27 protein-coding genes are annotated in these 26224 nt (G+C 49.3%); 23 read left to right on the plus strand and 4 right to left on the minus strand.

Features of this window, described 5'->3' with window-relative positions; genetic code table 11:
* The first annotated feature begins 174 nt into the window (after positions 1-174).
* Positions 175-1788: a helix-turn-helix transcriptional regulator gene (locus tag G9G57_RS14085; protein WP_238799291.1), complete on the plus strand. Its 1614-nt coding sequence runs from the start codon at positions 175-177 to the stop codon at positions 1786-1788.
* A 166-nt stretch (positions 1789-1954) separates the two neighbouring features.
* Here G9G57_RS14085 and G9G57_RS14090 read toward each other — a convergent pair whose 3' ends face one another.
* Positions 1955-3733: a M4 family metallopeptidase gene (locus G9G57_RS14090; RefSeq protein ID WP_019688499.1), complete on the minus strand. Its 1779-nt coding sequence runs from the start codon at positions 3731-3733 to the stop codon at positions 1955-1957.
* A 556-nt stretch (positions 3734-4289) separates the two neighbouring features.
* Here G9G57_RS14090 and G9G57_RS14095 point away from each other — a divergent pair.
* From G9G57_RS14095 to G9G57_RS14180, 18 genes are all read left to right on the plus strand, one after another.
* Positions 4290-5228: a glycosyltransferase family 2 protein gene (locus G9G57_RS14095; RefSeq protein WP_016820064.1), complete on the plus strand. Its 939-nt coding sequence runs from the start codon at positions 4290-4292 to the stop codon at positions 5226-5228.
* Positions 5225-6160 (plus strand): glycosyltransferase family 2 protein, encoded by a 936-nt coding sequence (locus tag G9G57_RS14100; RefSeq protein ID WP_016820065.1) that lies wholly within the window; start codon positions 5225-5227, stop codon positions 6158-6160. The genes G9G57_RS14095 and G9G57_RS14100 overlap by 4 nt, the downstream gene beginning before the upstream one ends.
* Complete coding sequence (locus G9G57_RS14105; protein WP_016820066.1) at positions 6157-6948, plus strand: glycosyltransferase family 2 protein; 792 nt, start codon at positions 6157-6159, stop codon at positions 6946-6948. Before G9G57_RS14100 ends, G9G57_RS14105 begins: the two co-directional genes overlap by 4 nt.
* Complete coding sequence (locus G9G57_RS14110; RefSeq protein WP_016820067.1) at positions 6945-7676, plus strand: sugar phosphate nucleotidyltransferase; 732 nt, start codon at positions 6945-6947, stop codon at positions 7674-7676. Before G9G57_RS14105 ends, G9G57_RS14110 begins: the two co-directional genes overlap by 4 nt.
* A 72-nt stretch (positions 7677-7748) precedes the next feature.
* Positions 7749-9212, plus strand: a complete 1464-nt coding sequence (locus tag G9G57_RS14115; protein WP_016820068.1) for a glycosyltransferase family 2 protein — start codon at positions 7749-7751, stop codon at positions 9210-9212.
* Positions 9213-9330: 118 nt separating this feature from the next.
* Positions 9331-9618 (plus strand): hypothetical protein, encoded by a 288-nt coding sequence (locus G9G57_RS14120; protein ID WP_016820069.1) that lies wholly within the window; start codon positions 9331-9333, stop codon positions 9616-9618.
* Between the two features lie 29 nt (positions 9619-9647).
* A complete protein-coding gene (locus tag G9G57_RS14125; protein WP_013372833.1) occupies positions 9648-9980 on the plus strand; it encodes a hypothetical protein in 333 nt (110 codons plus the stop codon).
* Positions 9980-10330 carry a hypothetical protein gene (locus G9G57_RS14130; protein WP_019688498.1) on the plus strand — a complete coding sequence of 117 codons (351 nt, stop codon included), beginning with the start codon at positions 9980-9982 and terminating at the stop codon, positions 10328-10330. Before G9G57_RS14125 ends, G9G57_RS14130 begins: the two co-directional genes overlap by 1 nt.
* Positions 10278-10637, plus strand: a complete 360-nt coding sequence (locus G9G57_RS14135) for a hypothetical protein (protein ID WP_049789276.1) — start codon at positions 10278-10280, stop codon at positions 10635-10637. The genes G9G57_RS14130 and G9G57_RS14135 overlap by 53 nt, the downstream gene beginning before the upstream one ends.
* A 183-nt stretch (positions 10638-10820) precedes the next feature.
* Positions 10821-11912, plus strand: a complete 1092-nt coding sequence (locus tag G9G57_RS14140; RefSeq protein ID WP_019688496.1) for a CgeB family protein — start codon at positions 10821-10823, stop codon at positions 11910-11912.
* 33 nt (positions 11913-11945) lie between these two features.
* Entirely contained in the window at positions 11946-13079 is a 1134-nt protein-coding gene (locus tag G9G57_RS14145) for a CgeB family protein (RefSeq protein WP_164965099.1), read from the plus strand.
* 63 nt (positions 13080-13142) lie between these two features.
* A complete protein-coding gene (locus tag G9G57_RS14150) occupies positions 13143-14792 on the plus strand; it encodes a glycosyltransferase (protein ID WP_019688494.1) in 1650 nt (549 codons plus the stop codon).
* Between the two features lie 121 nt (positions 14793-14913).
* Positions 14914-16005, plus strand: a complete 1092-nt coding sequence (gene wecB, locus G9G57_RS14155; RefSeq protein WP_017427322.1) for a non-hydrolyzing UDP-N-acetylglucosamine 2-epimerase — start codon at positions 14914-14916, stop codon at positions 16003-16005.
* Entirely contained in the window at positions 15998-16984 is a 987-nt protein-coding gene (locus G9G57_RS14160) for a polysaccharide biosynthesis protein (protein ID WP_016820076.1), read from the plus strand. Before wecB ends, G9G57_RS14160 begins: the two co-directional genes overlap by 8 nt.
* Positions 16981-17835, plus strand: coding sequence for a dTDP-4-dehydrorhamnose reductase family protein (locus tag G9G57_RS14165; protein ID WP_016820077.1), 855 nt, complete (start codon positions 16981-16983; stop codon positions 17833-17835). The genes G9G57_RS14160 and G9G57_RS14165 overlap by 4 nt, the downstream gene beginning before the upstream one ends.
* Positions 17796-18794: an NAD-dependent epimerase/dehydratase family protein gene (locus tag G9G57_RS14170; protein ID WP_019688493.1), complete on the plus strand. Its 999-nt coding sequence runs from the start codon at positions 17796-17798 to the stop codon at positions 18792-18794. The genes G9G57_RS14165 and G9G57_RS14170 overlap by 40 nt, the downstream gene beginning before the upstream one ends.
* Positions 18791-19507, plus strand: a complete 717-nt coding sequence (locus tag G9G57_RS14175; RefSeq protein WP_019688492.1) for a glycosyltransferase — start codon at positions 18791-18793, stop codon at positions 19505-19507. Before G9G57_RS14170 ends, G9G57_RS14175 begins: the two co-directional genes overlap by 4 nt.
* Positions 19508-19534: 27 nt before the next feature.
* Entirely contained in the window at positions 19535-20734 is a 1200-nt protein-coding gene (locus G9G57_RS14180) for a glycosyltransferase family 2 protein (RefSeq protein WP_019688491.1), read from the plus strand.
* On the opposite strand, the gene G9G57_RS14185 is transcribed toward G9G57_RS14180, so the two are convergent.
* Entirely contained in the window at positions 20731-21108 is a 378-nt protein-coding gene (locus tag G9G57_RS14185) for a hypothetical protein (RefSeq protein WP_016820081.1), read from the minus strand. The two genes, G9G57_RS14180 and G9G57_RS14185, sit on opposite strands and share 4 nt — an antisense overlap.
* Positions 21109-21192: 84 nt before the next feature.
* On the opposite strand from G9G57_RS14185, the gene G9G57_RS14190 reads away from it, so the two are divergent.
* The 4 genes from G9G57_RS14190 to G9G57_RS14205 are packed head-to-tail and all read left to right on the plus strand — an operon-like array spanning position 21193 to position 25197.
* Positions 21193-22521 (plus strand): sialidase family protein, encoded by a 1329-nt coding sequence (locus G9G57_RS14190; protein WP_016820082.1) that lies wholly within the window; start codon positions 21193-21195, stop codon positions 22519-22521.
* A complete protein-coding gene (locus G9G57_RS14195; RefSeq protein ID WP_019688490.1) occupies positions 22521-23747 on the plus strand; it encodes a sialidase family protein in 1227 nt (408 codons plus the stop codon). The genes G9G57_RS14190 and G9G57_RS14195 overlap by 1 nt, the downstream gene beginning before the upstream one ends.
* Before the next feature lie 33 nt (positions 23748-23780).
* Entirely contained in the window at positions 23781-25001 is a 1221-nt protein-coding gene (locus G9G57_RS14200; protein ID WP_164965100.1) for a glycosyltransferase family 4 protein, read from the plus strand.
* A gap of 22 nt (positions 25002-25023) precedes the next feature.
* On the plus strand, positions 25024-25197 hold the full coding sequence (locus tag G9G57_RS14205; protein ID WP_016820085.1) for a hypothetical protein: 174 nt from the start codon (positions 25024-25026) through the stop codon (positions 25195-25197).
* A 65-nt stretch (positions 25198-25262) separates the two neighbouring features.
* Here G9G57_RS14205 and G9G57_RS14210 read toward each other — a convergent pair whose 3' ends face one another.
* Both G9G57_RS14210 and G9G57_RS14215 read right to left on the minus strand, forming a co-directional pair.
* A complete protein-coding gene (locus G9G57_RS14210; RefSeq protein ID WP_164965101.1) occupies positions 25263-25688 on the minus strand; it encodes a hypothetical protein in 426 nt (141 codons plus the stop codon).
* 25 nt (positions 25689-25713) lie between these two features.
* Complete coding sequence (locus G9G57_RS14215; protein ID WP_017427330.1) at positions 25714-26061, minus strand: hypothetical protein; 348 nt, start codon at positions 26059-26061, stop codon at positions 25714-25716.
* Between the last annotated feature and the right edge of the window lie 163 nt (positions 26062-26224).

Here is a 26224-nt window from a genome sequence, read left to right on the forward strand (position 1 = left end):
TTTACAGCCTGGAAACAATGGCTCTGGTATGACTGGTTATTGCTTTGTATACGTTTTGTCATCTGGTTCTCATTGATGATAACTACGATCCAACACCAAGACCATTTAACTGTGCCCCTTTGGATCATCGTTCTTTGGGAAATTGCCGCATTTTCAATACCTTGGATTTGTTTAATGTTCAGTTATCGCTACTATCTGCTTACTGAGATGGTTTTGTTTGGCGGAGTGTGCTTTTACTTAACCTTATTATTTCCGGCGGCATATCTTGCATTTTTAATGCCAACTTTCATGATCGCGGCAAATAGTGCTCATAAATCATTCCGTTGGTCGAGTTCTATCACGGTTGTTTTGTTTCCGTTGCTCGTTGCAATATTTTCCCCAGGAACAGATCTATGGGCGATTATCCCACAAATCGGTCTGGCTTTTGCGATAGGATTTTCCTTCCACTTACTAGTTTCTAATTACCGCCAAAATGAAATTATACGCAATCAGAAGCTTGTGCTGGAACAGTACCTATCTCAGATTGAGCAGATTACTTTGTTAGAGGAGCGCGACAGACTTTCCAAAGATTTGCATGATACGATGGGGCATTCCTATACCTCGATCATTATGGGGTTGGAAATATTGCGTACGGAATTAGCAACAAAAGATGGAGAGCAGAAAATTGACTCATTATTGCAATTAGCCCGTAACAGTATGGAGGAAGTGAGAGCCTATTTGCATCAAATAGATTCACCACAAGAATCGCTTCCCTTGACTGTTACTTTGCAACAATTAGCAGAGGAGTTCCAGAAACATGCAAAAGTAAATGTACGCACTCGAATAATAGGGGAAGAGTACATAGTCTCCAAACAAGCAAAAATAACGCTTTATCGGTGCTTGCAGGAATCGCTGACTAATGCCGTGCGCCATGGACAATCCACTGAAATCATTGTGTCACTGCATTTTGAACCGCAACAGACGAGATTGGATGTGCAGGATAATGGCGGCGGAGTGGAGGAGTGGAAGGATGGCTTCGGATTAACTGCAATGAAAGAACGTGCGACACAGTTACAAGGAAGAGTCACTGTATACTCCGAAAAAGGCGAAGGGACGTTCATTTCATGCGTGTTACCCAGACTGGTACAATTGTCCGATGAACGAATCCGCTTGTGTATCGTCGATGATCATTCGTTTATCCGAGACAGTCTCCATACCATCTTGGACGGACAGGAGGACCTAGAGGTGGTGGGGGTGGCCGAAGATGGGGAACAGGCTGTGGAATTGTGCAGAAGCCTGAATCCGGATTTAATATTAATGGATTTGGAGATGCCCAATCAGGATGGGATTCGTGCAACCCAAATAATCAAGGAGACATGGCCTGACATTCGCGTCCTTATCCTGTCAACGTTTCAGGATACAGAGAGGGCGAAGGAAATCATGCGAAGCGGCGCTGACGGCTATTTGCTGAAATCCATAGAATCGCGTGAACTGGCTGAAACGATTCGCCTCGTCTATCGGGGAGGCACGGTAATTAACCAAGATTTGTTCCATAGAATGTGGGACGGAAATGATGATGAAGAGTCAGTCGGACCGAGGTCAGATGGAGAAGAGTATGGCTTAACGAAACGTGAACTAGAGGTTTTGAATCTTTTATCTCAAGGAAACCGTTATAAAACAATTTCTGAGAAACTTTACCTATCCAACGGGACAGTAAGAAATTACGCCTCCACTCTCTATGACAAGCTGGGAGTCAACAATCGAGAAGAAGCTGTGCAAAAAGCAAGAGATACAGGATTACTTTTATAAGAGAAAAGGACGCCCCTTTGAGGGGGCGCCATAAATAAGGGGGGAAGGGGTGCAGACTTGTACACTGCACCCCTATTTTTCGTCCATGGTATGGGCAGAGCCAAGTGACAGTTGCACAATGGCAAAGGTCTATGGACGAAAAAATGAGGAGGATCGTGTATATGATTTAGTTTACGCCTACAGCGTCAAAAGACTTAGCAGCTGCAGTTGCTTCTGCTGAGTTCGCCCCGTACAGATCTTTTGCGGCTTGGATCACAGCAGCACGTGCGTTGGAGAAGTCGGAAGAAGAAGTCAGGTAGTTCGTAAAGGCACTATAATAAATTTGCACCGCAGCATCGCGGCCAATTCCATTTACAGTAACGCCATGGAAAGTACCGCCTTGTGCCAACAAGTAGTAGGCTTTATTGATAATACCGCTGTTTGTATGAACGCCGCCGTTATCGGAGCTGCCTTTATACAGGTTAGAATAGTGATCTGGTTGATCGTACAGAGTAGGATTGGACATTGAGCGAAGGGCATCGCCCGCAATGTTTGGCGTGTAAATATCATCGCCTACAAGCCAGTTTTTGCGTTGAATGTCATTACCGATAACGTCCGAGAAAGCCTCATTCAATGCGCCGGACTCTCCGTAATATTCCAAATTCGAAGTATACTCTGTGACACCATGTGTAAGTTCATGCCCTACTACATCGGGGTCCCCGCTGAAGGCGATAAATGTGCTACCGTCTCCATCTCCATAAGTCATTTGGGAGCCGTTCCAGAAAGCGTTGTTGTAGCGGCTGCCGTAATGGACTGTCGAACGGAGTTGCAGACCACGTCCGTCAATGCTGTTGCGTCCAAATTTGGATTTATAGTAATCATAGGTTTTGGCAGCATACGCATGGGCATCCACACCGGCTGGATCATTCCATACATTATCAGCATCTGTCAAAAGGGTGCCTGGGATGCTTTGGCGGTTGGAGGCCGTGTAAGTCACGATACCGTTACCGCGTGTGGTATCTTTTAACTGGTAGCTACTGCCGGAAGCGGTAGTAGTGAACGATTTGGAATCACCAAGCACACCTTTACCTGTGCCTGTCGCTTCATTAATGATGTCATACTGGAATACGATGCTGCCGTCATTGGCATCAATAATGTAGCGGGTACGCAGTGGGGCAGGTTCTAAAACATTAACTTCTGTCACATAAACTAGCAGCAGGTCATCCCCTTTAGGGTAGTAGTAGAGTTCTGCTTTAGGATCTACTTCAGGCTGTAGATTAGCGATTTTGGCAATGGAACTTTTTTCGGCCTCCACTGCTACAATTTTGCTATCTTTCAGGACAGATGCCTTATCAAGACTCAGCTCGTCCTTATCAATAGAAAGCGTTTTGTCGTTGTTAGCTGCTTCGGCGTAAGTATCTTTACTTACACTGCTTGGCTCCTCAGCGTCTTTAGAAATAGTATCGTCGGAGGTAGGGAGGGCTTCAATCCGTGCAGCTGCTTCTTTATATGCGGTGTAAACCGCTTCAGAAGCGCTGATTTTTGGAGTTGTACCTTGCGTAGCTTCTTCCTGCTGATCCTCATTAATCACCGCTCCTAAGTAAGAGGTGACTTCACCAGATTTGCCCACATGAATAGTTTGCTCAGCTCCATATACGGGAATCCCGTTTACATACTGCTTCAGTCGATAATGGCTCACACCGGACTTGTCGCTTGTGCGATCAACGATTCGGAATTGTTCACGTACACTGGAGCTATCCACACCCAGTAACGATTTCTTTTGTCGATTCAAATAGCTCCATACAATGTCGTCCCCTGATACCGAGGAAGGAGCTTTCCATTGCTCGGCGTGGAAGGTCGGTGTAAGCTGTGCTGGTCCCGAAACGGAACTCTCCGCAGATGCACCAGACGCCACAGACCCTAATAACATAGCTCCTCCAAGAAGCGAAAACCATACTTTTTTCATAAAAATTCACTCTCCTCGATTAATGTCAGGACGAATTATCCTGCTTTGAATAAGGCATTACGCCATTTATGTAGGTCGTGTTGTCGTCTGGAATAGAAGAATGGAACATGAAGAGAAATACCGAAGTGTTTTTCATGAAGCGTGCGTGAAAAGAGGGTACTGCATTTGAAGCAAGTAGCCTAAAAAGGTAACAAACTCCTCCCTTCCTGTCGTATAAAAAGATAGTGGAATAAAAGCGGATAATGGAAAAAAGTTGCCTTATGCAAAAAAAACAAAAGTTGATTTTTCGAACTCCCATCATCTGGCTCTGATATTAGCACAGAGAATGACGGACGAGAAGATCTATGTAACAAATTTATCCAAAATGATTCTTTAGACCCTAAAAACTCATTTATTTAATAGGAATAATAAGTTTTGTAAAATAAAGTCGAAAATTGCTGTGTCGAAAAGACTCCACGCTTGCCGTTACACACGGCTTTTGGACCGCATAGGTTATGTTGAACTGTCCTAATCATGCTGTTCATCTATACAGCAGCAAGGGAGGTGAGACGGGAGCATGAAAAAGCGTGGAAGAGCTGGATTCAAGATTAATCGGAGGCGGCATTCTAGGGCTTATTATCATTCTAAGATGTGGCTGCCGTACCGAATGCCGAACATGGATAAGAAGCCGATAGTCTCTGACAAGAGCGATGTACTCGAAACGGAGAGAGGGGCACAAATCGGCGAAGCGCGGCCATCTGAACCATCATCAGCGGGAAAGATTATCGTATCTGTCATTATTCCGGCCATGAATGAGCAAAGAACAATCGGAGCTGTGATTCGCGAAGCGCGCCATGTCCATCCACATACAGAGGTTATCGTCGTTGAGAACGGATCACACGATAGAACGGCGAAGGTGGCTGCGGCGGCGGGGGCTCGTGTACTTTCCTTCCCGGAACCGCTCGGACATGATGTTGGCCGTCGTATTGGAGCGGAAGCGGCATCCGGACAGATCCTGCTTTTTCTGGATGGTGATATCGTCATTCCCTGCGTCAGACTTCGGCCATTTATACAGGCCGTAAGTGCAGGAGCGGATGTGGTGCTGAATGATTACCATGGACCTGTGAATCGCACGCCCATACATCCTGTAGTTGAGGCAAAGCATGTATTGAATATCTTGTCGAATCGTGCTGATTTAGGGGGAGCCTCTATGACTGGTATTCCACACGCCATAAGTCAAAAGGCTTTAAAGGAAATAGGTCTAAAGTCCTTGGAGAAACCTCCCCTATTTCAAGTGATGTCCATCGTCTCCGGGTTGCGAGTGGTGACTGTACATGGAATAGCTGTCGGTAAAATGAACGCAACACGTAAAAAACAGAACGGCAAGGACCCGCTGGCAGATGTAATTGTCCAGGATCACCTGGATGCTATTGCCTGGCTTACATCACGTCTGGGAGCACGTGCGGGATATACAGATTTGGAGCGCAAACGGATCAGAGACGAGGTGAAAACGTGACTAGAGTATATCGTAGAAGAAAGCGTGAAGACCCGGGCTGGGGGCTAAGACGTATACAGCGAAAACGAGAAACGACGGCTTCGATGCATAGCCGCAGGGTGAGAAAACTCTCACCTCGGGCAAAAGAAATGCCCGAAGTCCATCTGACTGAGGAACGTGAAGCCTCCAGTGATATTGTATTGCAGGGGACCGCAGCAGCCGTGGTCAGCGTCTGTAATGAGGAGACTACGATTGACCGGGTACTGGGTGAGCTGGAAAAACTTCCGCTTGCGGATATCGTGGTCGTATTAAACGGCTGTACGGATGGTACGCGCTCCGCCGTAGCCAAACGTCATCCTGGCGCGACTCTCGTCGACGTACCGGGTCGTCTGGGGCATGATGTTGGCCGTGCGGTAGGCGCACGTCTGACGCAGGCTGATATTGTGCTGTTCGTGGACGGAGATTTGCCGATCCCAGCGTCTGATTTGCTGCCTTTTCTTCAAGCGGTGGATCAGGGAACGGATGTGGCGCTTAATGATCTGGGCAGACATTTGCCGCCTTATACCCAGCAGGACAGCGTAACACGGTGCAAAGGGTTTCTGAACCGCGTACTGCGCAGGTCGGATCTTGGAGCAAGCTCATTGACCGCTGTACCGCATGCATTATCTCGGCGTGTGCTGGATCAACTTGGGCCAGCCGTGCTTGCGGTACCGCCGAAGGCCCATGCGATGGCGATTCTGCATGGCATGATCGTGGCAGCCGTACATGCTGTCGATGTGATTAAAACAAACCGCAAGCGGACCTTCAATGTCGGGAAAGGGAACGCTATGGAGCAATTAATTATCGGCGATCATGCAGAGGCGCTGACGGCCGTGTTTCAGGTAGCCGGGTATTCTCCGTTAGGGCCTGTTCCAACACGGGTAGACGTTGCCAAAGGGAGGAATGCACGATGAGTCTGACGAGCATCATTATTCCGACTTATAATGGCCTGCATTTATTAAAACCGTGTATCGAGGCGATTCGAACACATACCATAGATGCACCGTATGAAATTATTGTTGTGGACAACGCTTCGAATGACGGGACGGATGATTTTTGCGCATCTGAGCGGCTAATTAGCATACGTCTTCCTGAAAACAGGGGCTTTCCGGCAGCTTGTAACAGAGGAATTCGTCTGGCTTCGGGTGACCAATTCGTCATTTTAAACAATGATGTGACGGTTACACGGGGATGGCTATCGAATATGTTGGCTGCTTTGCATAGTGAAAGCACAGTGGGATTGGTGGGACCGGTGACGAATTACGTCAGCGGTATTCAGCAGATTCACGGAATAGAAGGAGATATGGCCAGCTGTCTGAGGTATGCGGAGCAGAATAATGCAAGTAATCCCTCCAGATGGCAAGAGGTCAAGCGGTTGGTCGGGTTTTGCCTGTTATTCCGGCGTGAGCTGATGGAACGGATCGGATTGCTGGATGAACGGTTCAGCCCCGGACATTATGAGGATGACGACTATTGTCTGCGTGCACGCGTGCATGGCTACAAGCTGCTAATGTGCAATGACTGTTTTGTCTATCACCAGGGAAATGCGAGCTTTTCGCGCTCGGAATCTTCCTGGCTCAAAGAGCTGATCGAGCGGAATTATCGATTATTTATAGAAAAATGGAGCGTAGATCCCAGAGTGTTTATCGAAACGGGAATCCCATGCACTGAACATGCTGTCGAAGGAGGAAGGAAGATATGAAAGGGGTTATTCTCGCAGGAGGAACCGGGTCGCGCCTTCATCCGTTGACTACATTACTCAACAAGCATCTGCTTCCGGTCGGCAAGTATCCGATGATCGTATATGGTATTGAAAGGCTGCGACAAGCGGGGATTACCGATATGCTCATTATTATTGGTAAACAATCGGCCGGACTGTACACTGATTTTTTAGGCAGCGGCAGTAATTATGGTGTCCAATTGACATACCGGATTCAAGAAAAAGCGGGCGGCATTGCGGAAGCACTCGATTTGGCAAGAAGCTACATGCAGTCAGAGGAGAAGTTCACTGTTTTATTAGGTGATAATTTGTTCAAGGAAGACTTGGGACCTGTCATCGAACGCTTCAAACAACAGCCACCGGGGAGTGCCAGAGTCTTGCTGAAAAAGGTGGCAGATGCCCGTCGTTACGGGGTACCCGTGTTTGATCCCGAGCGCCCAGAGAGCATTACGCGGATTGAAGAGAAGCCGCAGCATCCCCAGTCCAAATATTGCGTTACGGGTATCTATATGTACGATACTGCCGTATTCGATAAGATCCGGGAAATAACGCCTTCAGCACGTGGTGAGCTTGAGATCACCGATGTTAATAACTGTTATGCTGCTGAAGGCAAGCTGGAATATGATATTTTACGGCGCTACTGGAGCGACGCAGGAACCTTCGATTCCCTTCAGGAAGCTGGAGTGAAAATGAAGGGACTTCTACCTTGATTTCAATGAAACACCATCCAGCCGGGCCAGGCATATAGTATAGGCATAATGCCACCCGGAGGAGTGAACGGCATGAAACGCCTGAGTACGCAAAGGAAACACAGCAAACGGCTCGGAAAGAAGGGCTATTGGTCAGGATATAACAGGGGCCAGGAGCAAGGCAGGAAGTTGGGGCAGGCTTCGTTCGGCAAGATTTTTGAAGGCGTAAGTATTATCATTGTGTCCTGCAATCAGCTTCAACAGCTCCGTGCTTGCATTCATCATATTGAGGAGAATACGAGCCATCCTCACGAAATTATTGTAGTGGACTGCGGCTCGACGGACGGGACACCTACCTATTTGCTCCGTAAAAGCATCGCTGTACGCTATGCGCTGCTAACAAAGGATGTTCAGATGATCGGCAGTCTGAATCAGGGACTGATGATGGCCAAAGGTACAACTATTGTTGTACTGGACCCAAACTCGATGGTGACTCCTGGCTGGCTGGACCGGTTGATGGGCTGTTTATACAGCGATTCGCGTATGGGAGTTGTCGGCCCTGTAACGAATGGTCCATTCGGAGAACAGCAGATTGAGGTTCCTGATATGAATGAAAATGAAGTACGTCCATTTGCCACGGCCCATAATATTCCCAACCCGGATGCATGGCGAGAGAATGAAAGCCTGGCCGCATTTTGTCTACTACTGCGCAGAGACACTTTGGTAAAGACGGGATATTGGGACGAAGGATGCCACAGTATTGAGGAAGCCTATGCAGATTGGCTGCTGCGTGTACGCTTGTTGGGGATACGTATGGCAATTGCCGGAGATGCGTTTATCCATTTTGCAGAAAGTGATCGGGATACGGTTTATGGTTTTCCTCAAACGGCCGAAAGCATCGGTTCAACGGAGGAAAGGAGCCGGAACCGATCCTTTTTTGTCCAAAAGTGGGGGGACGCGGATAAGCTGTTCCACGACCCGGAATTTGGAACAGCAGAGCCGCACGGCCAAGGATTATCAAGTAAGGAAGCCCACTTATCAGCAGCAAGTTTTTATCCCGTCGGAGCGCTTGTTCAGGGACCTTCCGGTGCAGTATTTCGGATAGAGCCGGGAAGTAGACGGCGGCTGCATGGAGCCAGTGATGCGGGAGATAAACATGTGCGTCTCGTTAGAGTGTCTCAGCTTGATTTGTTGGCGCTTCCCTTGGTAGGTGAGCCGGAGGCGACAGTCTCCGGCAGCGCTGACGCCCCCCCTGTAGCTGTGGCGCCTGAGGAACCCTTGCCCGTGCTGGCGGCTCCTGAGCTGGGGAACATGTCCATGTTGCCCACACTTCATATCCCGGCTCAACGCAAACGGTGGATTGAGTTACTGTATGCTGAAGGTGGGCAACTGTACCAAATCGGCAACGGCTGGAAAAGACCGTTCCTTACCCTCTACGCTGTGATGAGCTGGCGGGCTGAGGACTATCCAATTCAGTTTTTGTCCTCCGAAGAATTGTCGGCATTGCCGGAGAAGCAGCCTATTATTGCTCCACCAGTGTTGCAAGGGCATTTATGATGATCGAATAGGCTTTTTTAGGCGGAACCGACTACTCGCTGCGGCATACGCTGTAGTAGCGGAAAGCCCGTAGGTATTTCGTGCGTTCCGCGCGGCGGAACACATAAAGGAGGGGCTTATGCATAACGAGTTAGATGATTTGCTGATCCATATTTCGCACTCGCAGCAGCAGATGTCTAGGCTGTTGGATGCGGAACGGCAGGTGGTCGTGCGCATGGCACAGATCATACATGAACTGCCGGATGAGGAGCCGCGTTTTGATGGAATTCCGGGCATTATTGATAGCTCGGGACAAGTAAACAAAAGCATTGTTGCCTATTTGAACGGTATTGCCGACCTTCAGGAAGCAATGGCTGAAATGCTCGTTCGTGTCGTGAAGGAGACGGCATACTCGGAAGAGGAGTAGTGTAACAATCGAGGGTAGGGAGTGAACACATGAGTAGGGAAAAAGCAATGATTCACATGTTGGACGCAGCCTCCAAGATGCAGCGGAATGTGTCTATGATCCTGGAGGCCAAGGCGGTCGAAGCAGAAAAAATGCGTAATTGGACGCTGAACCATCTGGCGCCTCACGCATTTGACACCGATGAAGAGCAGCTGGGGCGGCCTTTGGAAATTCACGAGCAGATGGTGGAAATGCTGGAGGGATTAACCCGGCTTCAGACTGGACTATGTAGCAATCTCAAAGCATTGCTTGACCAGGATGAGCAGCAGGGTGGCGGAATGGAAGGGATGATGGGAGGCATGGGCTCGGGGGATATGAACTAATGAGCATGAGGCGTGAACGTGAGATTAAGCTGGATATGATGGAGTCTATTGCTGCCAGCCAGCACGCCGTTGCCCGGATGCTGACCAGTCTTGCGGACTTGACGCCCCATGCGGATATGTCGGCTCCCCGTCTGGAAGAGACCATCCGTATACTCAGCAACTATCAGGGAGAAATCACGAAAATGTTGGCAGGTATTCCTTTAAGAAGACAGGTATATGGGAAACCGACGAAGCCGTGGCTCCATGTGCCTGTTCAAAAAAATGAAACCCAGACGAGAAAGCAAAGGAGGAATGAAAATGAGTACAAGATGGGAACGCACTACTCGAGACAAAGCGCGCAAACGACGTAAAGATGCCCGGCGTTCTAGCATTCGTAGGTTAAAACGGAGAAGAAGACGTCTGCTTGCTCTTAGACGCCGTAAAAGGGGGCTTCATTCAGTACGTAGAAGACGTTCTCTTCTGCGGCGGCGGAAAAAACCTCAAGCTAATCCAGCCGCAGCTCCTTCTGCGGAGAACCCACAGCCCGCTCCTGTTGTATTGGAGCATGACCCGCAGGCATTCCAGCAGGGATATGATGCTGCTTACAATGAGGGTTTCAATTCAGGCTTTGCCAAAGGTTATGAAGATGGCCACCAGGTCGCTTACAAGGCACAGTAAACTATGAAAATCATCTATTACGGTTAACCCCCCCGAAGCCTAGCAGCTTCGGGGTTATTTGCGTTTCGGTAGTTGGACGGGCAAACGCCAATTTTGTCCGGGCAGTGGCAGTCGTCCATGATGCGTTTGACCCCTGTGCATATAGTTTAGGAGTGACAGAAGTTTATCCTACAACAGGACAGGGTGAAGGATGTGAATGATCAACGAAGCGGAAATGAACGCGAAGCACACCGATGCGGCTATCGGGAAGGGCGCAGAATGGGCGGTTGCACGGCTGCTCTGTCACAGGTCGTGGCAATACAACCTGCTGTTCGCCAGTTGAAAGTGTTGTATATTCCGCAAGGTTTCGCAGCTATAGACACAGGTGTGCAAGAAGCATTGAGCCAAATATGCAGCTCGTGCGCCATTGGTACTCCTGCCACGATGCTGGCTGACGCTGAGGCTCACCGTCCAGACCTCTTATTGGTCATGAACGGGCTGCATGTTTTTCCAGCGGATCATCTGGAACAGGTACAACAAATACGAGCCATGGGCATTCGGACGGCCATATGGTTTGTAGATGATCCCTACTTTACGGAGGATACGGCGTTGATCTGTCAATCCTACGATGTCGTTTTTACGCATGAAATTTCTTGTCTGCCGTTTTATCGGGATCAAGGAGTAACGAGGGTCCACTATATGCCGCTTGCTGTGTCAGCCCGTATCTTTTATCCACGTCGGGTAGAGCGTGAGCATCAGCATGATATTTGCTTCATTGGGAATGCCTTCTGGAACCGTGTGAAGCTGTTTGACTACCTTGCTCCCTTCTTGGCGGATAAAAGAGTGCTGATCGTAGGTGGGCACTGGGATCGGCTAACCCGGCGGGATGTGCTGGAACGCTTTATCCGTCCGGGTTTTATGGAACCGGAAGAGACCGCTCAATACTATAACGGCTCCAAAATTGTTATCAATATGCACCGCCCGACAGACCCCGGACTGGATAATCGGAATACACACCAGTTGTCAGCGGAGTCCATCAATCCTCGGACATACGAAATTTCTGCTTGCGGAACGCTTCAAATGACGGATGTGCGGAAGGATCTGAGCCGTTATTACCAACCAGGCTATGACATTGAGACCTTCTCGGGAGCAGAGGAATTGAAAGTGAAGCTGGACTACTATCTCAAGCATGACTGGGAACGCGAACGCATAGCCTGGCGCGCACTGCACACAACCATGCAAAAGCATAGGTACTCGAATCGTATGGAAGAATTGCTGGACAAGGCGATGGCCTAAAGTAAACACCATAAACAGTGAGGAGTGAAAGTGATGACGATATCTACGACAGGACCGTATGACCCAGCTGTTCACCAGACGGCGGCGGCCTCCTGGGAGAAGGGGAGAGCTGCGGGACTCCATGACGGATACGACGAGGGATACCTGCGCGGACGTGCTAACGCGATTATGTCGCGAACCAAAGCAACGTTCCCTTCTCGACAGATCCATGTACTGTATGTCGTCTCGGGCAAAGGCCTTCCGTATTCTCCGCTGGATGAGGCGGTCATTACCACGTTGCAGAGCATGACGGCTCAGGTTACCGTAACAGACCCGCGCCAGCCGGTAGGAGATATTGCCGCTCAGCTTCGTCCGAATCTGATGCTGGCACTGGATGGGATGGATCTACCGTTAGAACAGGTGGCTGCAGTACGCCAGTTGGGCATTCCCACTGCCATCTGGCTGACGGACGATCCCTATTACACCGATACGACGACCAAAATTGTGACGAATTATGATTATGTGTTCACCTTAGAAATGAACTGTATAGAACTGTATCGTCAGTTGGGTTGCACGTCTGTGCACTATTTGCCCTTTGGAGCATTTTTGACTCACTATTTCCCACTCAGCTCGCCTGCTTCAGTCCGGCGTGAGATTGGATTTACAGGTTCAGCCTACTGGAATCGCATCTATTTTTTCAATCCGATTATGCCGCAGCTCATGGCTCGTAACATTAAAATCAACGGAATCTGGTGGGATCGTCTCCCGGATTATCAGTCGTATGGTGACAAAATTGAGCTGGGACGCTGGATGTCTCCGGCTGAGACAAATGATACGTATAACGGCAGCAAAATCGTAATTAATCTTCATCGTTCCCACCAGGATGATTCAGTGAACAACAACTCACTGAAAATTCCGGGGGTTTCGCCAAATCCTCGTACGTTTGAAATTTCCGCTAGTGGCACGTTGCAACTGACGGATACAAGAGACGATCTGGCTCGTTTTTACAAGCCAGGCGAAGAGATTGAAACTTACAGTTCTCAGCAGGAACTGCTGGAGAAGGTTGAGTTTTATTTAACGCATGAAAAGGAGCGCCGTGAGATTGCTCTGCGTGCGCTGGAACGAACCCTGCGGGAGCACACGTATGGTCACCGGATTGACCAACTGCTATCGGTCATATTCCCATAAGGCCATTCACACACGTCCGATGGTTGTTATTTTTAAAGGAGGTGAACTCCGATCAAGCCGAAAATGATGCTATTCAGCCATGTCAGCAACGTTCGCAGTATTACAGGGGCGGAAAAGCTGCTGCTGCAATTTTGCCTAGACGTTCGTACGTATTTCGATTGCATTCTGGTAACGCCTGGTGAAGGGCGGCTAACCTCAATGGCCCGCAAGCGTGGGATCACTGTCCAGATTCAGAATCTATTCATGCTGCATGGCATGTATACCCCGTACGAGGGATTGGCGCAGGATGCGGAGAATTTGCGAAATCATGTGGCGTACGCGCCGTTGCTCCAGATGCTTGGGCAAGCTCGGCCTGATGTGGTGCTGGTCAATACCTGTGTGAACGTCATGCCAGCTATGGCTGCCCAAGAGCTTAATATTCCGGTGATCTGGAAAATAACTGAGGTCATTAATCAAAATGCGCATACGCCAGTTTCTGTCTCCATTATTGAGCGTTATAGCCAATGGGTCATCGGCATTTCGCAAGCGGTTATGCGTCCTTTGTATGGCGGGGGATTGACACGTCAGCATACGGTGTTGTCTCCATGTCGGGATATGGAAATGCCGTCTCCCAAAGAGCATGTGCTGGAACGGAAGAGGAAACGTGAAAAGCTGGGACTGCGGGATTTTCATATCTGCATTGGTTATATTTCATCCTTTATCTACGAAGCCAAAGGGCTGTTGCCTTTTGTCCAAATGGCTCTAAAGCTGTGTGAAACCAATTCGCAGTGTCGTTTCTGGATCATCGGCAGCTCAGTGGACTCCGAGTATTACGTAAAATGTGTCTCTTTGATTCGCCAGTCCCGTTATAGCCGCCGCTTCCAGTTCAGTTCATTTGAGGAGTCCGTCTCAACAGCCTATAGCGCAATGGATATTGTTGTGATCCCTAGCATGGTGGAGGAAGGCTTTGGTATGACGGCCCTGGAGGGTCTGGTTTACGGCAAGCCTGTAGTAGCCTTTGCTCAGGGCGGGCTTGTGGAATTGATGGAGGCGACTGGAAATACAGATTTTTTGGTAGAGCCGGGAAACAGCGACATCCTGGCGCAAAAAGTAGGCTACCTGCTCGATCATCCCGAGGAAATGGAACGAATTGGTGTGCGCAACAACAGTGCGGCTACGCGTGTGTACGGACCCGATTCCTACCGAAGCAGTCTGCATGTCATGGTCAGTCAATGGGTATGTCATCATCCGCATTGGTTCCCATTGATTCAGCAGCCGGGTGGACCGGTATGGACGAGGGAAAGCGAAGGACTGCGTCAGGTCACTGCTATACCTGAGGCTTATGCCCACACTGTTCGAGAATTTCCCGAATCGGTGGTTAATCAACTGCCGGTGCTGGGCCTGCCGCCAATTGAATATGCAGCTATTCAGGGCTTGCCACAACCAGCTCCCCCTTTGCCTGAGGCACCATCTGAGTTGCCTCGCCGCAAGCGTAGTATTCGGGCAAGATGGCCAAAGGGACGCAAGCATACCAGACTGCGGAATCGAAGGTACAAGAGAAGCGCTGGCAGAAGCCGTCTCAAGAAAATTCACGGGTCCCCGTTATATCGAAGATCCAAGTCCAAACAGAAGCTCAAGCGGAAACTCAAACTCCTGTCACGGCGATCCAAAGCGCACAAGCAGAAGCGAGTCATACTCAAGGCCAGACAGCATTCCAAACAACGGTCCGGGTGAACATACACCGGACCGTTGAGATGAACGTTTAGCCGGAGCACAGCCAGTCTGCTGGATGGCTATTATTCATTGAACTCCACAGTTCTATGAAACAACGACAGCAAAGGTGGGTTCCAAAACCATGAAAATATTGACCGTGCTCGGCACAAGACCGGAGATTATACGGCTCAGCCTGATTATTCCGAAGCTGGACCATTATGCAGATGAACATGTGCTTGTGCATACGGGCCAAAATTATACGGAAAGCCTGAGCGGACAATTCTTCCGCGAGCTGGGTTTGCGCGCCCCGGATTATGTGCTTCAGGAGAAAGCGGGAACGCTGGGCAAACAACTGTCTGCCATGTACTCGCAGATGGAGGACATTTTAAACAAGGAACGCCCGGATCATGTACTTTTGCTAGGTGATACGAACAGCGCCTTATGTGCCCTGCTTGCGGAACGTATGGGTTACCCCGTTGTGCATATGGAGGCAGGGAACCGCTGCTATGATCTGGATGTGCCAGAGGAGAAGAATCGGCGCGTCATTGATGCGATTTCTACCATTAATATGCCTTATACAGAGCAAAGCAAGCAGCATCTACTACGCGAAGGCTTTCCAAGCCAACGAATTATACTGACTGGAAATCCGATCTATGAAGTAATGCAACACTATGAGAAAGAGGTATCCGGCAGCGAAATTCTGAAAAAGTTAGGACTGTCGATAGGAAAATATTTCCTGGTCACTGCCCACAGAGCTGAAAATGTCGACCATCCGCCGCATTTGCTGGCTATTTTGGATGGTCTTAACCGGGTAGCCCGGCAGTTCGGGCAGCGTGTCATTTGCAGTATTCATCCCCGCACGGCCGCCCGGATCGCAAGCCACCCGCCGATCCAGCTTGATCCGCTGGTAGAATTCCACGAGCCGTTCGGTTTTTTTGACTTCGTTCTGCTGGAGCGACATGCCCGCTGCGCTTTGACGGACAGCGGTACCGTACAGGAAGAATGCTGTGTCATGGGGGTGCCGACGGTCACGATGCGTCGCACGACCGAAAGGCCGGAAACGGTAGATTGCGGTAGCAATATCGTGTCCGGTCTTGATGGCGAGGTTATAGCAAATGCGGTAGCCTTAATGACCGGGATAGCTCATAAGTGGCAATGTCCCGCAGGCTATCTGGCGGAAGATGTGTCGGATAAGGTAGTAAAATTTCTGCTTGGAGGGAAACGGCATGTTTGAAAACAAACGTATCTTGGTTACCGGCGGTACCGGCTCCTGGGGGCATGAGCTGGTTGCCCAGTTATTGCCGCGTAACCCCAAAGAAGTCATTATCTTTTCACGCGGAGAATCGAGTCAGGTTGCAATGAACAGGCAGTTTGAGGATGAACGACTCAGCTTCTGTATTGGGGATATTCGGGATAAGGATGCGCTGACTACCGCTTGCCAAGGAGTAGACTATGTATTCCACTTGGCGGCTCTCAAGCACGTACCTGTCTGTGAGGATCAGCCCTATGAGGCGCTCAAAACGAATGTCGTAGGCACCCAAAATGTAATCGAGGCCGCTGTCGCCAATCAGGTAAAGAAGGTCATATATATATCGACTGACAAGGCGGCCAACCCTTCCAATTTTTATGGTATGACGAAGGCGATTGGAGAAAAACTGATTGTTTACGCCAATTTGCTGAATAGTGATACACGTTTTGTGACGGTACGCGGCGGTAATGTTTTGGGTACAAACGGAAGCGTGGTGCATTTGTTCCAAAGCCAGATTCGCCAAAAGGGCAAGGTTTTCATCACAGATATGAACATGACCCGCTTCTTCCTGACCTTGCGTGATGCCATCAGTCTACTGTTCAAAGCTTCAGTAGAAAGCGTTGGCGGCGAAATTTTTATCATGACCATGCCAACCTGCCGTATTGTGGATTTGGCTGAGGTGCTCATTGAGGATTCAGGCGTGGAAAATGTAGAAATCATAGAAAAGGGCGTCCGTCCCGGTGAGAAAATACACGAGATTTTGATGAGTGACTTTGAAAGCCTGACAACGGTAGTATATGACGAGCAATATTTGGTCATTCTCCCGACACTGAATATTCCTCAATTAAAGGACCGTTATAATCAGTGCCCTCCGGTATCGTTCAGCAGCTTTAGTTCGGAATTCAATTTGATGTCAAAAGAGGAGATTCGAAGCATTCTCCAAAGCGGGGGGTTCATCAAATGAAGCTGCTTATTTTGGGCGGGAACGGCATGGCAGGCCATGTTCTGGTTAAGTATTTTCAAAACCAGAGCGGGTATAACGTGTTCTATACCACCCGTGATTCCGCAAATAAAGGCGGTCTCCTGCTGGATGTAAAGGACAGCTTTATGGTGGAGCAGCTGGTACGGAGTGTACAGCCAGACGTAATTATTAACGCGGTTGGCGTACTCAATCAATATGCCGGGAAAGATCAGATTGCGGCATACCAAATCAATGGATTGCTGCCGCATCTTCTCCGGCAGACGGCGGACAGTATCGGTGCCCGATTGATTCATATCAGCACGGATTGCGTATTCGAAGGAAAGCGGGTTCCTGGCCTATATGAGGAGACAGATCAACCTGATGGGACAAGTGCCTATGCTTTGACGAAAATACTCGGAGAAGTAAAGGCACCACGGCATCTGACCATCCGTACCTCTATTATCGGACCGGAGATTCGGTCAGGCGGGATTGGCTTGCTGCACTGGTTCTTGCAACAGAGCGGAGACGTTGACGGATACCGCCGGGTCTTTTGGAACGGAGTCACAACGCTGGAATTAGCAAAAGCGATACAAGTGTTGATGAATGAGCCGTTGGACGGACTCATTCATCTGGTTCACCCTGAACCGATCAGCAAGCATGATTTGCTGCTTCTGTTCAAAGATATCTGGAAGAGAGAGGATATTCGGATCGTGCCGAAGGATGAGCCGGTGCAGGACCGGACGCTTCGTTCTACCCGGGCCGATCTGCTCTACGATGTTCCTCACTACAGCATCATGCTGAAGGAGCTGCTGGAATGGACAGAAGCACAGCGGAACAACGTCGGCCAGTCATAGCCATTACCGGAGCGGCGGGCTATACCGGGATGCATGCCTGCCGCTATTTTGCAAAACTTGGCTGGGAGGTGGCAGCGCTGACTCGCACTGCCGCTTCTGCTACAAAATTGACCTCACAGACTGAAAATGATGGGGATTTCAGCCTGGAAGCGGGCACACGTGGCTGTATTACACCTTATGTGTGCGACTTGCTCGACAAGAAACGTCTGGGCGAAGTGATTCGACACATTGCTCCGGATTATGTGCTTCACCTGGGTGGCAAAAATTCCGTACCTGAATCTTGGCAGAGTCCATTGCTATATATGGAATCCAATGTACTGTCCACCCTGTATCTGCTCGATGTACTGCGACCTTTCCCCCAAGCCAGAATTGTTGTTGCGGGTTCTCGGCTAAAGACGGCTTTACAGGCACCATACCATCCAACGCATCCATACAGCCTTAGCAAAAGCATTCAAGAGGCAGTCGCGCTCTCGTGGGGCGCGCTGTTCGAGCAATCTGTCATGTTGGCAGAGCCTTGCAACCTGATTGGCCCGGGTCCATCCACCGGCTTTTGTGCATTACTCGCGGGGTATATCGTTCGGACAGAACGCATGAAAGAGCAATTCGTAACGGAGGCAGCTCCGTTTCGCGTGTCTTCCCGACATGCGCAGCGTGATTTTCTCGACGTTCGTGATGCAGTTCGCGCCTATGGCGTGCTATTGGAAAAGGGAGTGCCAGGCCGAATTTACTCGGTCTGCACAGGCCGCATTGTGGAACTGGGAGATATCGTGGAACGTATGGTTGCGCTGGCGAAAATATCTATTCCCATACAATGGGGAGATATAGCCGAGCCAGCGGCAACGGAGGCATATCGGGCGCAGGAGCTGGAGGAGATGGGCTGGAAGCCGACCATACAGCTGGGGCAATCGCTGGAGGATATGATTCAATACCGCCGAGCTGGAAAGGAAGGAACGATATGAGACCAAAAGTAACGATCGTCATTCCCTTTTATAACTGTGCATATGTGGATCAGGCTTTACAAAGCGCTTTGGAGCAAACCTATGGGCCGCTTGAGATTATTGTCGTCGATGACGGGTCCACCACACATGTTAATATGCTTCAGCCCTATCTTCCCTATATACATTATTTGGGCAAGTCTAACGGTGGAACAGCCAGCGCTTTGAATCATGGTATCCGGCATGCCAGCGGTGAATATATTGCGTGGCTCAGCTCCGACGATACCTACCATAGGGACAAAATTAATAACCAGGTTTCTTTTATGATCGAACAGAGTGCATACATCTCTCATACTAATTTCAATTTCATCAATCAACACAGCCAAGTCACAGCCTATCAAGCAGCTGCTGTATTTCCGTCCCTGACGGAGTTTTACCGTTTTTTCCAGCAGGGGAATCCGGTCAATGGATGTACGGTGATGTTCAAAAAGGAGCTGTTTGCACATATCGGTTTGTTCGATGAACTGCTGCCGTACACCCATGATCTGGATATGTGGTACCGAGTAATGCTGGCAGGATATCCATTTCCTTTTCTGAACGAGTCCTTGGTTAACTACCGCTGGCATGATGAAATGGGAACCAAAAAATATTGGCCTGCTGTGGAACAGGAGTACAACATCACCCAAGCACGTTATCGAGATCGCTTCAGTCAGATGTTGGGCGGTTTATCCTCATGAAGCGAAAGTTTGTCAGGGGGGATTGATATGGTAGATACGGGGATTGTTATGCCGCTGTACAAACAGGATATTGGTTATCTGCAAGCTGCGATCTCATCCGTACTAGCCCAGAGTTACAGGGCATTTCGCTTCATCATTGTGATTGACGGGGCGCCGGAAATGATAGAGCCGGCGCTTCACGCAGCAATGGGAGACCCGCGCGTTCAGTTAGTTACACTCCCTCAGAACCAAGGAGTATCCCATGCCCTTAACCGGGGATTCGATGAGTTGTTTAAAGATCCAGCGATCAAGTATGTGACCTGGGTATCCAGCGACAATGTGTATCATTCATCCTTTATCGAACGATTGCGGTGCGAGCTAGAGCGGGGGCCCGATTCGCTTGGACTTGTGTTCTCCACCTTCCGTCAGATTGACGCTGCGGGTAATCCGTTATACGACCAGCAGCATCAACAAGCGCTGATTCGGTACCAAAGTCAGCCGCATCACGAATTGTTGAACGCCAGCATTGTCGGGGTGTCATTTATGTACAAAAGCCAATATGCCCGTCTGATCGACGGCTATCGGCTGCAACCTGTAGAGGATTATGATTACTGGCTGCGGCTGACCGAGACATGCAACATGAAATTCATCCCGGAGATCCTGATGGATTATCGGGTGGATTCTGCTTTTAGTGTATCGGCCAGCTTGCGCAGCCAAAAAGAACATCGACGCTGGCGGCATGCATTTCAAATCGCCAAACATGAGGCCAGGGCCCGCCGGGGTATCCCACTTGAAATGACCATTTTAATGCCTATTACAGATATGGCTCAAGCTGAGCCGTTGCTCGATAATCTGCTGGAGCAGCATTACAGTAATTGCATCGTGCGGTTGCTGGATATTACGCCGGAACAGGGAGCTTCTTCCTTTCTGGAAATGATGCTTGACCCTCGGCTAATCGTAACGCCGAGACCGCATTATTCCGTCAAGGAAGCACTGATTCAGGCGATTGGTGAAACGACAACACGCTTTGTTGTATGCTTCGGTGTCAAACCTTATATTGCCGTGACAGATTTGTTGTATCTTACGGATTTATTGCGCCCTTTGCAGGATACACATGCCTTTTCCTACTATACAGATGACCACTCAACCATCGGCAGCGGCCGAGGGGTTCAGTCCGTTCCGCCGGAATGGAATTACGTGTATTATACCCACAGATTGCATCAGGCACTGGAACAGGGTGGCTTTTAAATAACAGGGGACAGTGCCGGGATTGTGGTCAGCTCGGACTGGAGAACACGATGCTCCTGTACAACATTACCAAACTGATCCAGTCCAAAGTTGGAAAGCACAACATTGGCTGGAGCGACGGAGACTACGTTGTATTGCACCTCATAGGCAAGAACCCCTTGTATAAAGAAGGTCCGGCGTGCAATCGAGTTTGCGGGCAAATTAACCGATGTTACGTACAGTGGTGTCTTGGTATCCGGTACGAGTGAGAAAAAAATTTGGATGGTCACGGTTGCCGCGTTCACTGTGTCCTCATTGACCAAATTTACAACAACATTGGAGCAGGCAGTACCAAAATCCCTTGTGTTTGTCATATATCCGGTTGTAAAAGCCAATAGAATCATCCTCTCAAAACAGTATGATGGAATCCCTCAATAGGGATGCTTCTATACTATGAATCTATGGAGAGGAAAGCTTGTATGGTTGTCTGTAGGCTATACCGAAAAAAGTACATTTTGATAGAAGCACTTCAGGCATATCTATATATAATGAAGGGAATGCTCGCGATGCCTTTGAATTTTCAAGTAACACCCAGCGGCCTGCCCAAGTTTGAGCCTAGTGTTGCTGTTAATTTGCTGAATCCGAATATCGTTGTGGCTGTAGCTGTTGACTTTAGCAGCGGGCCCCCTTTAATTGGACTGTATCGCTCACTGGACGCCGGGGCGAACTGGACCGATACGTTACTGCCACTCCCACCGGGATATACAGGAGCAGAGGCAGGAATGGTGGCCTATCTTTTCCCCAATATTTTTATCGTATCGGCGCATGTGTTTCCGGGAAATGAGAACGGGGCTGTCGTGATCTACCGTTCTACGGACAATGGGGCCAGTTTTGATCCTCCGGTGGTCATTAACCCAGGCTATGGAGATTACATTAATAATGACTGGACCAATATTACGACAGATAACGCAGGGGCAAGTCCGTATCTAGGGCATGTCTACGTTACGTATAACCGCCAATACAACGTAGAGGTTAATGCTCGGTCAGCGGCCTTCTACCAGCGCTCCACTGACGGAGGATTGACCTGGGATCGACCGTTAATGCTTTCCAATATCCAGTCCTCCACAGAGCGGCCTGAGCCTGCGGTCGACAAATATGGCAGTGTATATGTCAGCTGGATTCGTACGGGGCCGCAAACACCGGCTTTCTTTATCCGGCGTTCTTTTGATGGAGGGTCCACTTTTAGCGGGGATATTCTTGTGTCCAACATAACACTGGTACCTAGTCCGTTGCCCGTCCCCGGATATGATTTTCGTGTATTGAATTCTCCCTGCTTGGCAGCAGACTGCTCGGGGGTGCCTTCTACAACAAATACGCTATATGCCGTGTGGCAGGATTTTGGTCAGGGCTACAGCAATGTGTTGTTGTCCAAATCCAGCGATTTTGGCGGTACCTGGAGCGCCCCAGTCATTGTGACAGACAGCCCGCCGGGTTCTCAAAATTTCTTCCCTGCGATTGCAGTGTCGCCCAAGACGGGGCTGGTCGTTGTTGTCTACTATACGAATCGCCTGGACGGCTTTAATCTGGATGTGTTCGCCGCTCAATCATCAGATGGGGGAAATACCTTTACGAACAGTCGTCTCACAACGACTTCCTTTAACCCGAATGTAGGTGGGGGCGAATCAGAACTGATCGGCGACTACATTGATATCGCCATTGTACCACCGAACAGCTATATATCCGTCTGGACGGATACGCGCACAGGCAGTTTAACGATTTTTGCTGGCGTACCGGGAGGTGAAACCTGATGCCGAACGTACAGCTTACGCCCAGTGGAAGGCTGGCACAGGAGCCGAGTGTGGCTTTCAATCTGCTCGACGGTACCATAGTAGCTGCTACCATTGATTTTACGACCGGACCGCCGTTGACAGCAGTATACCGTTCAGATAACGGCGGTGTCTCCTTCACACAGCAGATTTTACCGCTGCCAGTCGGTTATGTAGGGGCTGAATCCCATAGCGTCAGCTATGGTTTTCCCAATTTGTTCGTCATAGCTTGTCACGTATTTACCGCAGACGGCTTGAGCGGTACCATCGCTACCTATGTGTCCAGAGACAATGGGAATACATTTGATCCACCCGTGATTGCCCAACGAGGGTATGGGACGTTTGTCAATAATGTGGAAGTCAGCGTGAAATTCGATACTTCACAGGTCAGCTCCTATACTGGCAACATCTATTTATGTTATACGCATCAGTATAACCCCGACTTTTTCGGCGGCTCAGTCATGTTTTTTCAACGCTCGCAGGATGGAGGAATCACATGGAATACACCTGTGGTGCTCACTCCTGGTTCCAATCAGATCACGCGCGGAGAAATCACCGTGAGCATTACAGGGGTGATTTATGTCGGGTACATTGTGACGAATCCGGTTAACCAATATCAGGTCATTGTGTCCTTCAATGGGGGGACTTCGTTCAGTTCCTCGCTGCCAGTGTCCTCTGTCGTCCCAGTTCCAAGTCCGCTGCCTGTGGTCGGTTTTGGCTTTAATGTATTGCCGACGGCCAACATTGCCATAGATCGTTCCACCAGCCCGAATCAGGGGACGCTTTATGCGGTTTGGCAGGATAATCGGGCAGGGTATGCGGATGTGCTGCTTGCCCGGTCCGTGGATGGTGGATTAAGCTGGACTGCGCCGCAATCGGTGACAGGAGCCAGTGCAGGAGCACAGCATTTTTTCCCGGCCATTGATGTTTCGCCCGTGACCGGTGTGATTAAGATTGTGTACTACACCAATCAAATCATAGCCTCTTTATTAGATGTATTTGTTGCAGAATCATCTGACGGAGGGAATACATTTACGAACCTCAGAATAACAGACAGTTCCTTTAATCCTAACGGGATTAGTCCTGTTCCAGTGGTCACGATCGGCAATTTTATTGATGTAACGATCGTGCCGAATAACGGTTTTTTTGCGGTCTGGACAGACGCATTATCGGGTTTCCAGCAAATTTACGGAAGCAACGGAATGTAGCTTAACGTACGAGACAGAGGAGGTGGGGCTGTTTTGAAAATTTTGTTGGCTACGTACTGGCCGATTCCTCATTTGGGTGGTGTGTGGCCCTTTATGCTGCAAATTAAACGAAGACTTGAGCTACTGGGTCACACGGTAGACTTGATGGGGAACGGACCGGATACCCCTAAATACCATATTGTTTTTGAAGATAAGGAGTTGCTGAAGGATCAATTGCTGCCCTTGCTGCATACGAAGCTGAATGAATCAGCTGCCCCTGTATTACATTTGGATTCATGGGTGCAGACGGTGGAAAAGGATCGATACTGTATGGAACTGGCGGCAGCCTATTTCGGGGTTGAGCAGTATGATGTGATTCATACGCAAGATGTCATAGCCACTCGTGCTCTAAGTCGGGTCAAACGCAAAGACAGTGCGTTGGTAGCAAATATTCATGGCTCGCTGGCTCGTGAAGTCATGATGGCTCTGGAGCGGGATCATGAAGAGGGTTACCGCGAGACGCTGATGTGGAAATATTATTGGGCGCTGGAGCATTATGGCGCTATTTCCGCTGATATTACGATTACGTCTACAGAATGGATGAAGCAGACGCTTGTGCGTGAGTTCGAAGTGCCTGAGCAGCAGATTGCCACTTTCCAATATGGCTTAGACACCGAACACTTCTGGGAAGTCCATGCCAGGGGAACGGACATGACACGACCTGAGGGGAAAAAAGTTATCATTTGTCCTTCTCGGCTGGTCTATATCAAAGGGCTACATTATTTAATGAGCGCTCTTGGCCTATTGAAAGCAAGCCGTACGGATTGGGTTTGCTGGATTGTTGGGGAGGGAGATAAGAGGGAAGAGCTTCAGGCACAGGCGAAGGAGCTGGGGCTGGAAGAAGACGTGGTATTTCTCGGACATCATGAAGATGTACCCGCTCTTTTACAACTGGCGGACCTTTTTGTACATCCGAGCATACAGGATAATCAGCCGTTTTCGGTCATGGAGGCACAGATTATGGGGCTTCCGGCAGTGGTATCGGATGCGGGTGGACTGCCGGAAATGGTGAAGCATGAACACACTGGACTGGTTTCCCCGGTTGGCGATGTGGAGGCACTTGCAGCTCATTTGCAGCATTTACTCGCTCAGGATGAAGTACGGATAGCTATGGGGAATCGTGCCAAGGCATGGGGAACCGCGCACTGGTCGCTGGATGTTATGATTGAACGGCTCGTCAATATTTATGGGCAAGCGCTTAATCAAGTGCGTTGATTCAGTAGTTAGGAGGGAGAGCATGACTTTTCCTATCGTTGGAGACTTGTACAACCGTATTTTTGAAATCCAGCAGTCACATCCAGATCAGATGGTCGATTACGCAATCTGGAACCGAATTAACACCTCGTTGCCAGAGGATTATAAGCTGCCGGATGCTGACATTTTGGAACGGCTGAAACAATCTGCGCCATGAGCATACAGACCATATAAAAAGGCAGGTCGGGCTTACATTCCCACCTGCCTTTAGTTTATTTCAGCTCATTGTTCATCCGGGTTGTCATCCATTTGGTCTTCATAAACCGAGCCTCGCATCATAAGTGGTCCCGTAACAACAGCACGGCGGTCAGCTGATTGTACGGTTAAACAGTATACATGAGGCTCTGCTTTTATTCCCGTTTCCTCATAGCTTAACTCGGCAAATCCCTCCTGATAACAGGAGTCCTGTAGCCAATCCAGCACGGGTCCCTGCTCATCGTTGCGGCGCAATCGAATATCCAGCTCCCCAATATCCCAGTTGAGCAGCGGATTCTCCCATGCCAAAGAGACTTCGATAACAATACGTCCTTCAGCTTCACTCGCAGGAATGATCAATGTAGAGAGTACGATCTCCTGTTCGGTAACCTGAAAAGGCAGTGCATATGTGCCTGCTTCAGCTTTGTTTTGAACTGTATATTTCAACAACATACAATTTTCCTCCTCTGCCTGTTCATTAAGGTGTTACGGTAAAATGACTGGCTGTCCGCTTAGCGACTACGTTCCCGTTCTCCACAAATTCCGCCAGGATAAACAGCGTTTCGGGATTGTAAATATTCGTGACCACTCGCAGATAAAATGGATTTTGGGCTGCCTCCATATCCTTGATCTCCAATACAGACCCAGCTTCGGGAGAAGGGCTCAGCCGAAGAAGTTGCCGCCTGAAAACGCCGCTGTCATTCCCCATTTCCAACAGCACATCAACAGATCTCTTTTCACGATTGAAAAAGGTTACATGGCAGCTTTGTATATGGGCGCTGTGGTAAGCGAGATGATGATCGACAGTTAAAAGAAACACAGACATATCATGATGCCTCCTTGAATTCCGTTAGGTTACCAGCCTTATATGATATGAAAAATAACCGCGAGTGGACTGGATAGTTGTACGCCTCTTTGACTAAAAGCGCGTCAGTGTCCAACCCTTTTTGCCATGCTGTGCATGTAATGTAGAGTGAACAATCTGCGGC

The organism is Paenibacillus sp. EKM211P, from assembly GCF_011066175.1.
GTDB lineage: Bacteria > Bacillota > Bacilli > Paenibacillales > Paenibacillaceae > Paenibacillus > Paenibacillus polymyxa.

Bases quoted from the DNA above. Each gene is read 5' to 3' on its own strand.
- G9G57_RS14085 (WP_238799291.1), top strand. From the start codon at position 175: ATGTTCAGTTATCGCTACTATCTGCTTACTGAGATGGTTTTGTTTGGC.
- G9G57_RS14090 (WP_019688499.1), bottom strand. From the start codon at position 3,733: ATGAAAAAAGTATGGTTTTCGCTTCTTGGAGGAGCTATGTTATTAGGG.
- G9G57_RS14095 (WP_016820064.1), top strand. From the start codon at position 4,290: ATGAAAAAGCGTGGAAGAGCTGGATTCAAGATTAATCGGAGGCGGCAT.
- G9G57_RS14105 (WP_016820066.1), top strand. From the start codon at position 6,157: ATGAGTCTGACGAGCATCATTATTCCGACTTATAATGGCCTGCATTTA.
- G9G57_RS14110 (WP_016820067.1), top strand. From the start codon at position 6,945: ATGAAAGGGGTTATTCTCGCAGGAGGAACCGGGTCGCGCCTTCATCCG.
- G9G57_RS14115 (WP_016820068.1), top strand. From the start codon at position 7,749: ATGAAACGCCTGAGTACGCAAAGGAAACACAGCAAACGGCTCGGAAAG.
- G9G57_RS14120 (WP_016820069.1), top strand. From the start codon at position 9,331: ATGCATAACGAGTTAGATGATTTGCTGATCCATATTTCGCACTCGCAG.
- G9G57_RS14125 (WP_013372833.1), top strand. From the start codon at position 9,648: ATGAGTAGGGAAAAAGCAATGATTCACATGTTGGACGCAGCCTCCAAG.
- G9G57_RS14130 (WP_019688498.1), top strand. From the start codon at position 9,980: ATGAGCATGAGGCGTGAACGTGAGATTAAGCTGGATATGATGGAGTCT.
- G9G57_RS14135 (WP_049789276.1), top strand. From the start codon at position 10,278: ATGAGTACAAGATGGGAACGCACTACTCGAGACAAAGCGCGCAAACGA.
- G9G57_RS14145 (WP_164965099.1), top strand. From the start codon at position 11,946: ATGACGATATCTACGACAGGACCGTATGACCCAGCTGTTCACCAGACG.
- G9G57_RS14150 (WP_019688494.1), top strand. From the start codon at position 13,143: ATGATGCTATTCAGCCATGTCAGCAACGTTCGCAGTATTACAGGGGCG.
- wecB (WP_017427322.1), top strand. From the start codon at position 14,914: ATGAAAATATTGACCGTGCTCGGCACAAGACCGGAGATTATACGGCTC.
- G9G57_RS14160 (WP_016820076.1), top strand. From the start codon at position 15,998: ATGTTTGAAAACAAACGTATCTTGGTTACCGGCGGTACCGGCTCCTGG.
- G9G57_RS14165 (WP_016820077.1), top strand. From the start codon at position 16,981: ATGAAGCTGCTTATTTTGGGCGGGAACGGCATGGCAGGCCATGTTCTG.
- G9G57_RS14170 (WP_019688493.1), top strand. From the start codon at position 17,796: ATGGACAGAAGCACAGCGGAACAACGTCGGCCAGTCATAGCCATTACC.
- G9G57_RS14175 (WP_019688492.1), top strand. From the start codon at position 18,791: ATGAGACCAAAAGTAACGATCGTCATTCCCTTTTATAACTGTGCATAT.
- G9G57_RS14180 (WP_019688491.1), top strand. From the start codon at position 19,535: ATGGTAGATACGGGGATTGTTATGCCGCTGTACAAACAGGATATTGGT.
- G9G57_RS14190 (WP_016820082.1), top strand. From the start codon at position 21,193: ATGGTTGTCTGTAGGCTATACCGAAAAAAGTACATTTTGATAGAAGCA.
- G9G57_RS14195 (WP_019688490.1), top strand. From the start codon at position 22,521: ATGCCGAACGTACAGCTTACGCCCAGTGGAAGGCTGGCACAGGAGCCG.
- G9G57_RS14205 (WP_016820085.1), top strand. From the start codon at position 25,024: ATGACTTTTCCTATCGTTGGAGACTTGTACAACCGTATTTTTGAAATC.
- G9G57_RS14210 (WP_164965101.1), bottom strand. From the start codon at position 25,688: ATGTTGTTGAAATATACAGTTCAAAACAAAGCTGAAGCAGGCACATAT.
- G9G57_RS14215 (WP_017427330.1), bottom strand. From the start codon at position 26,061: ATGTCTGTGTTTCTTTTAACTGTCGATCATCATCTCGCTTACCACAGC.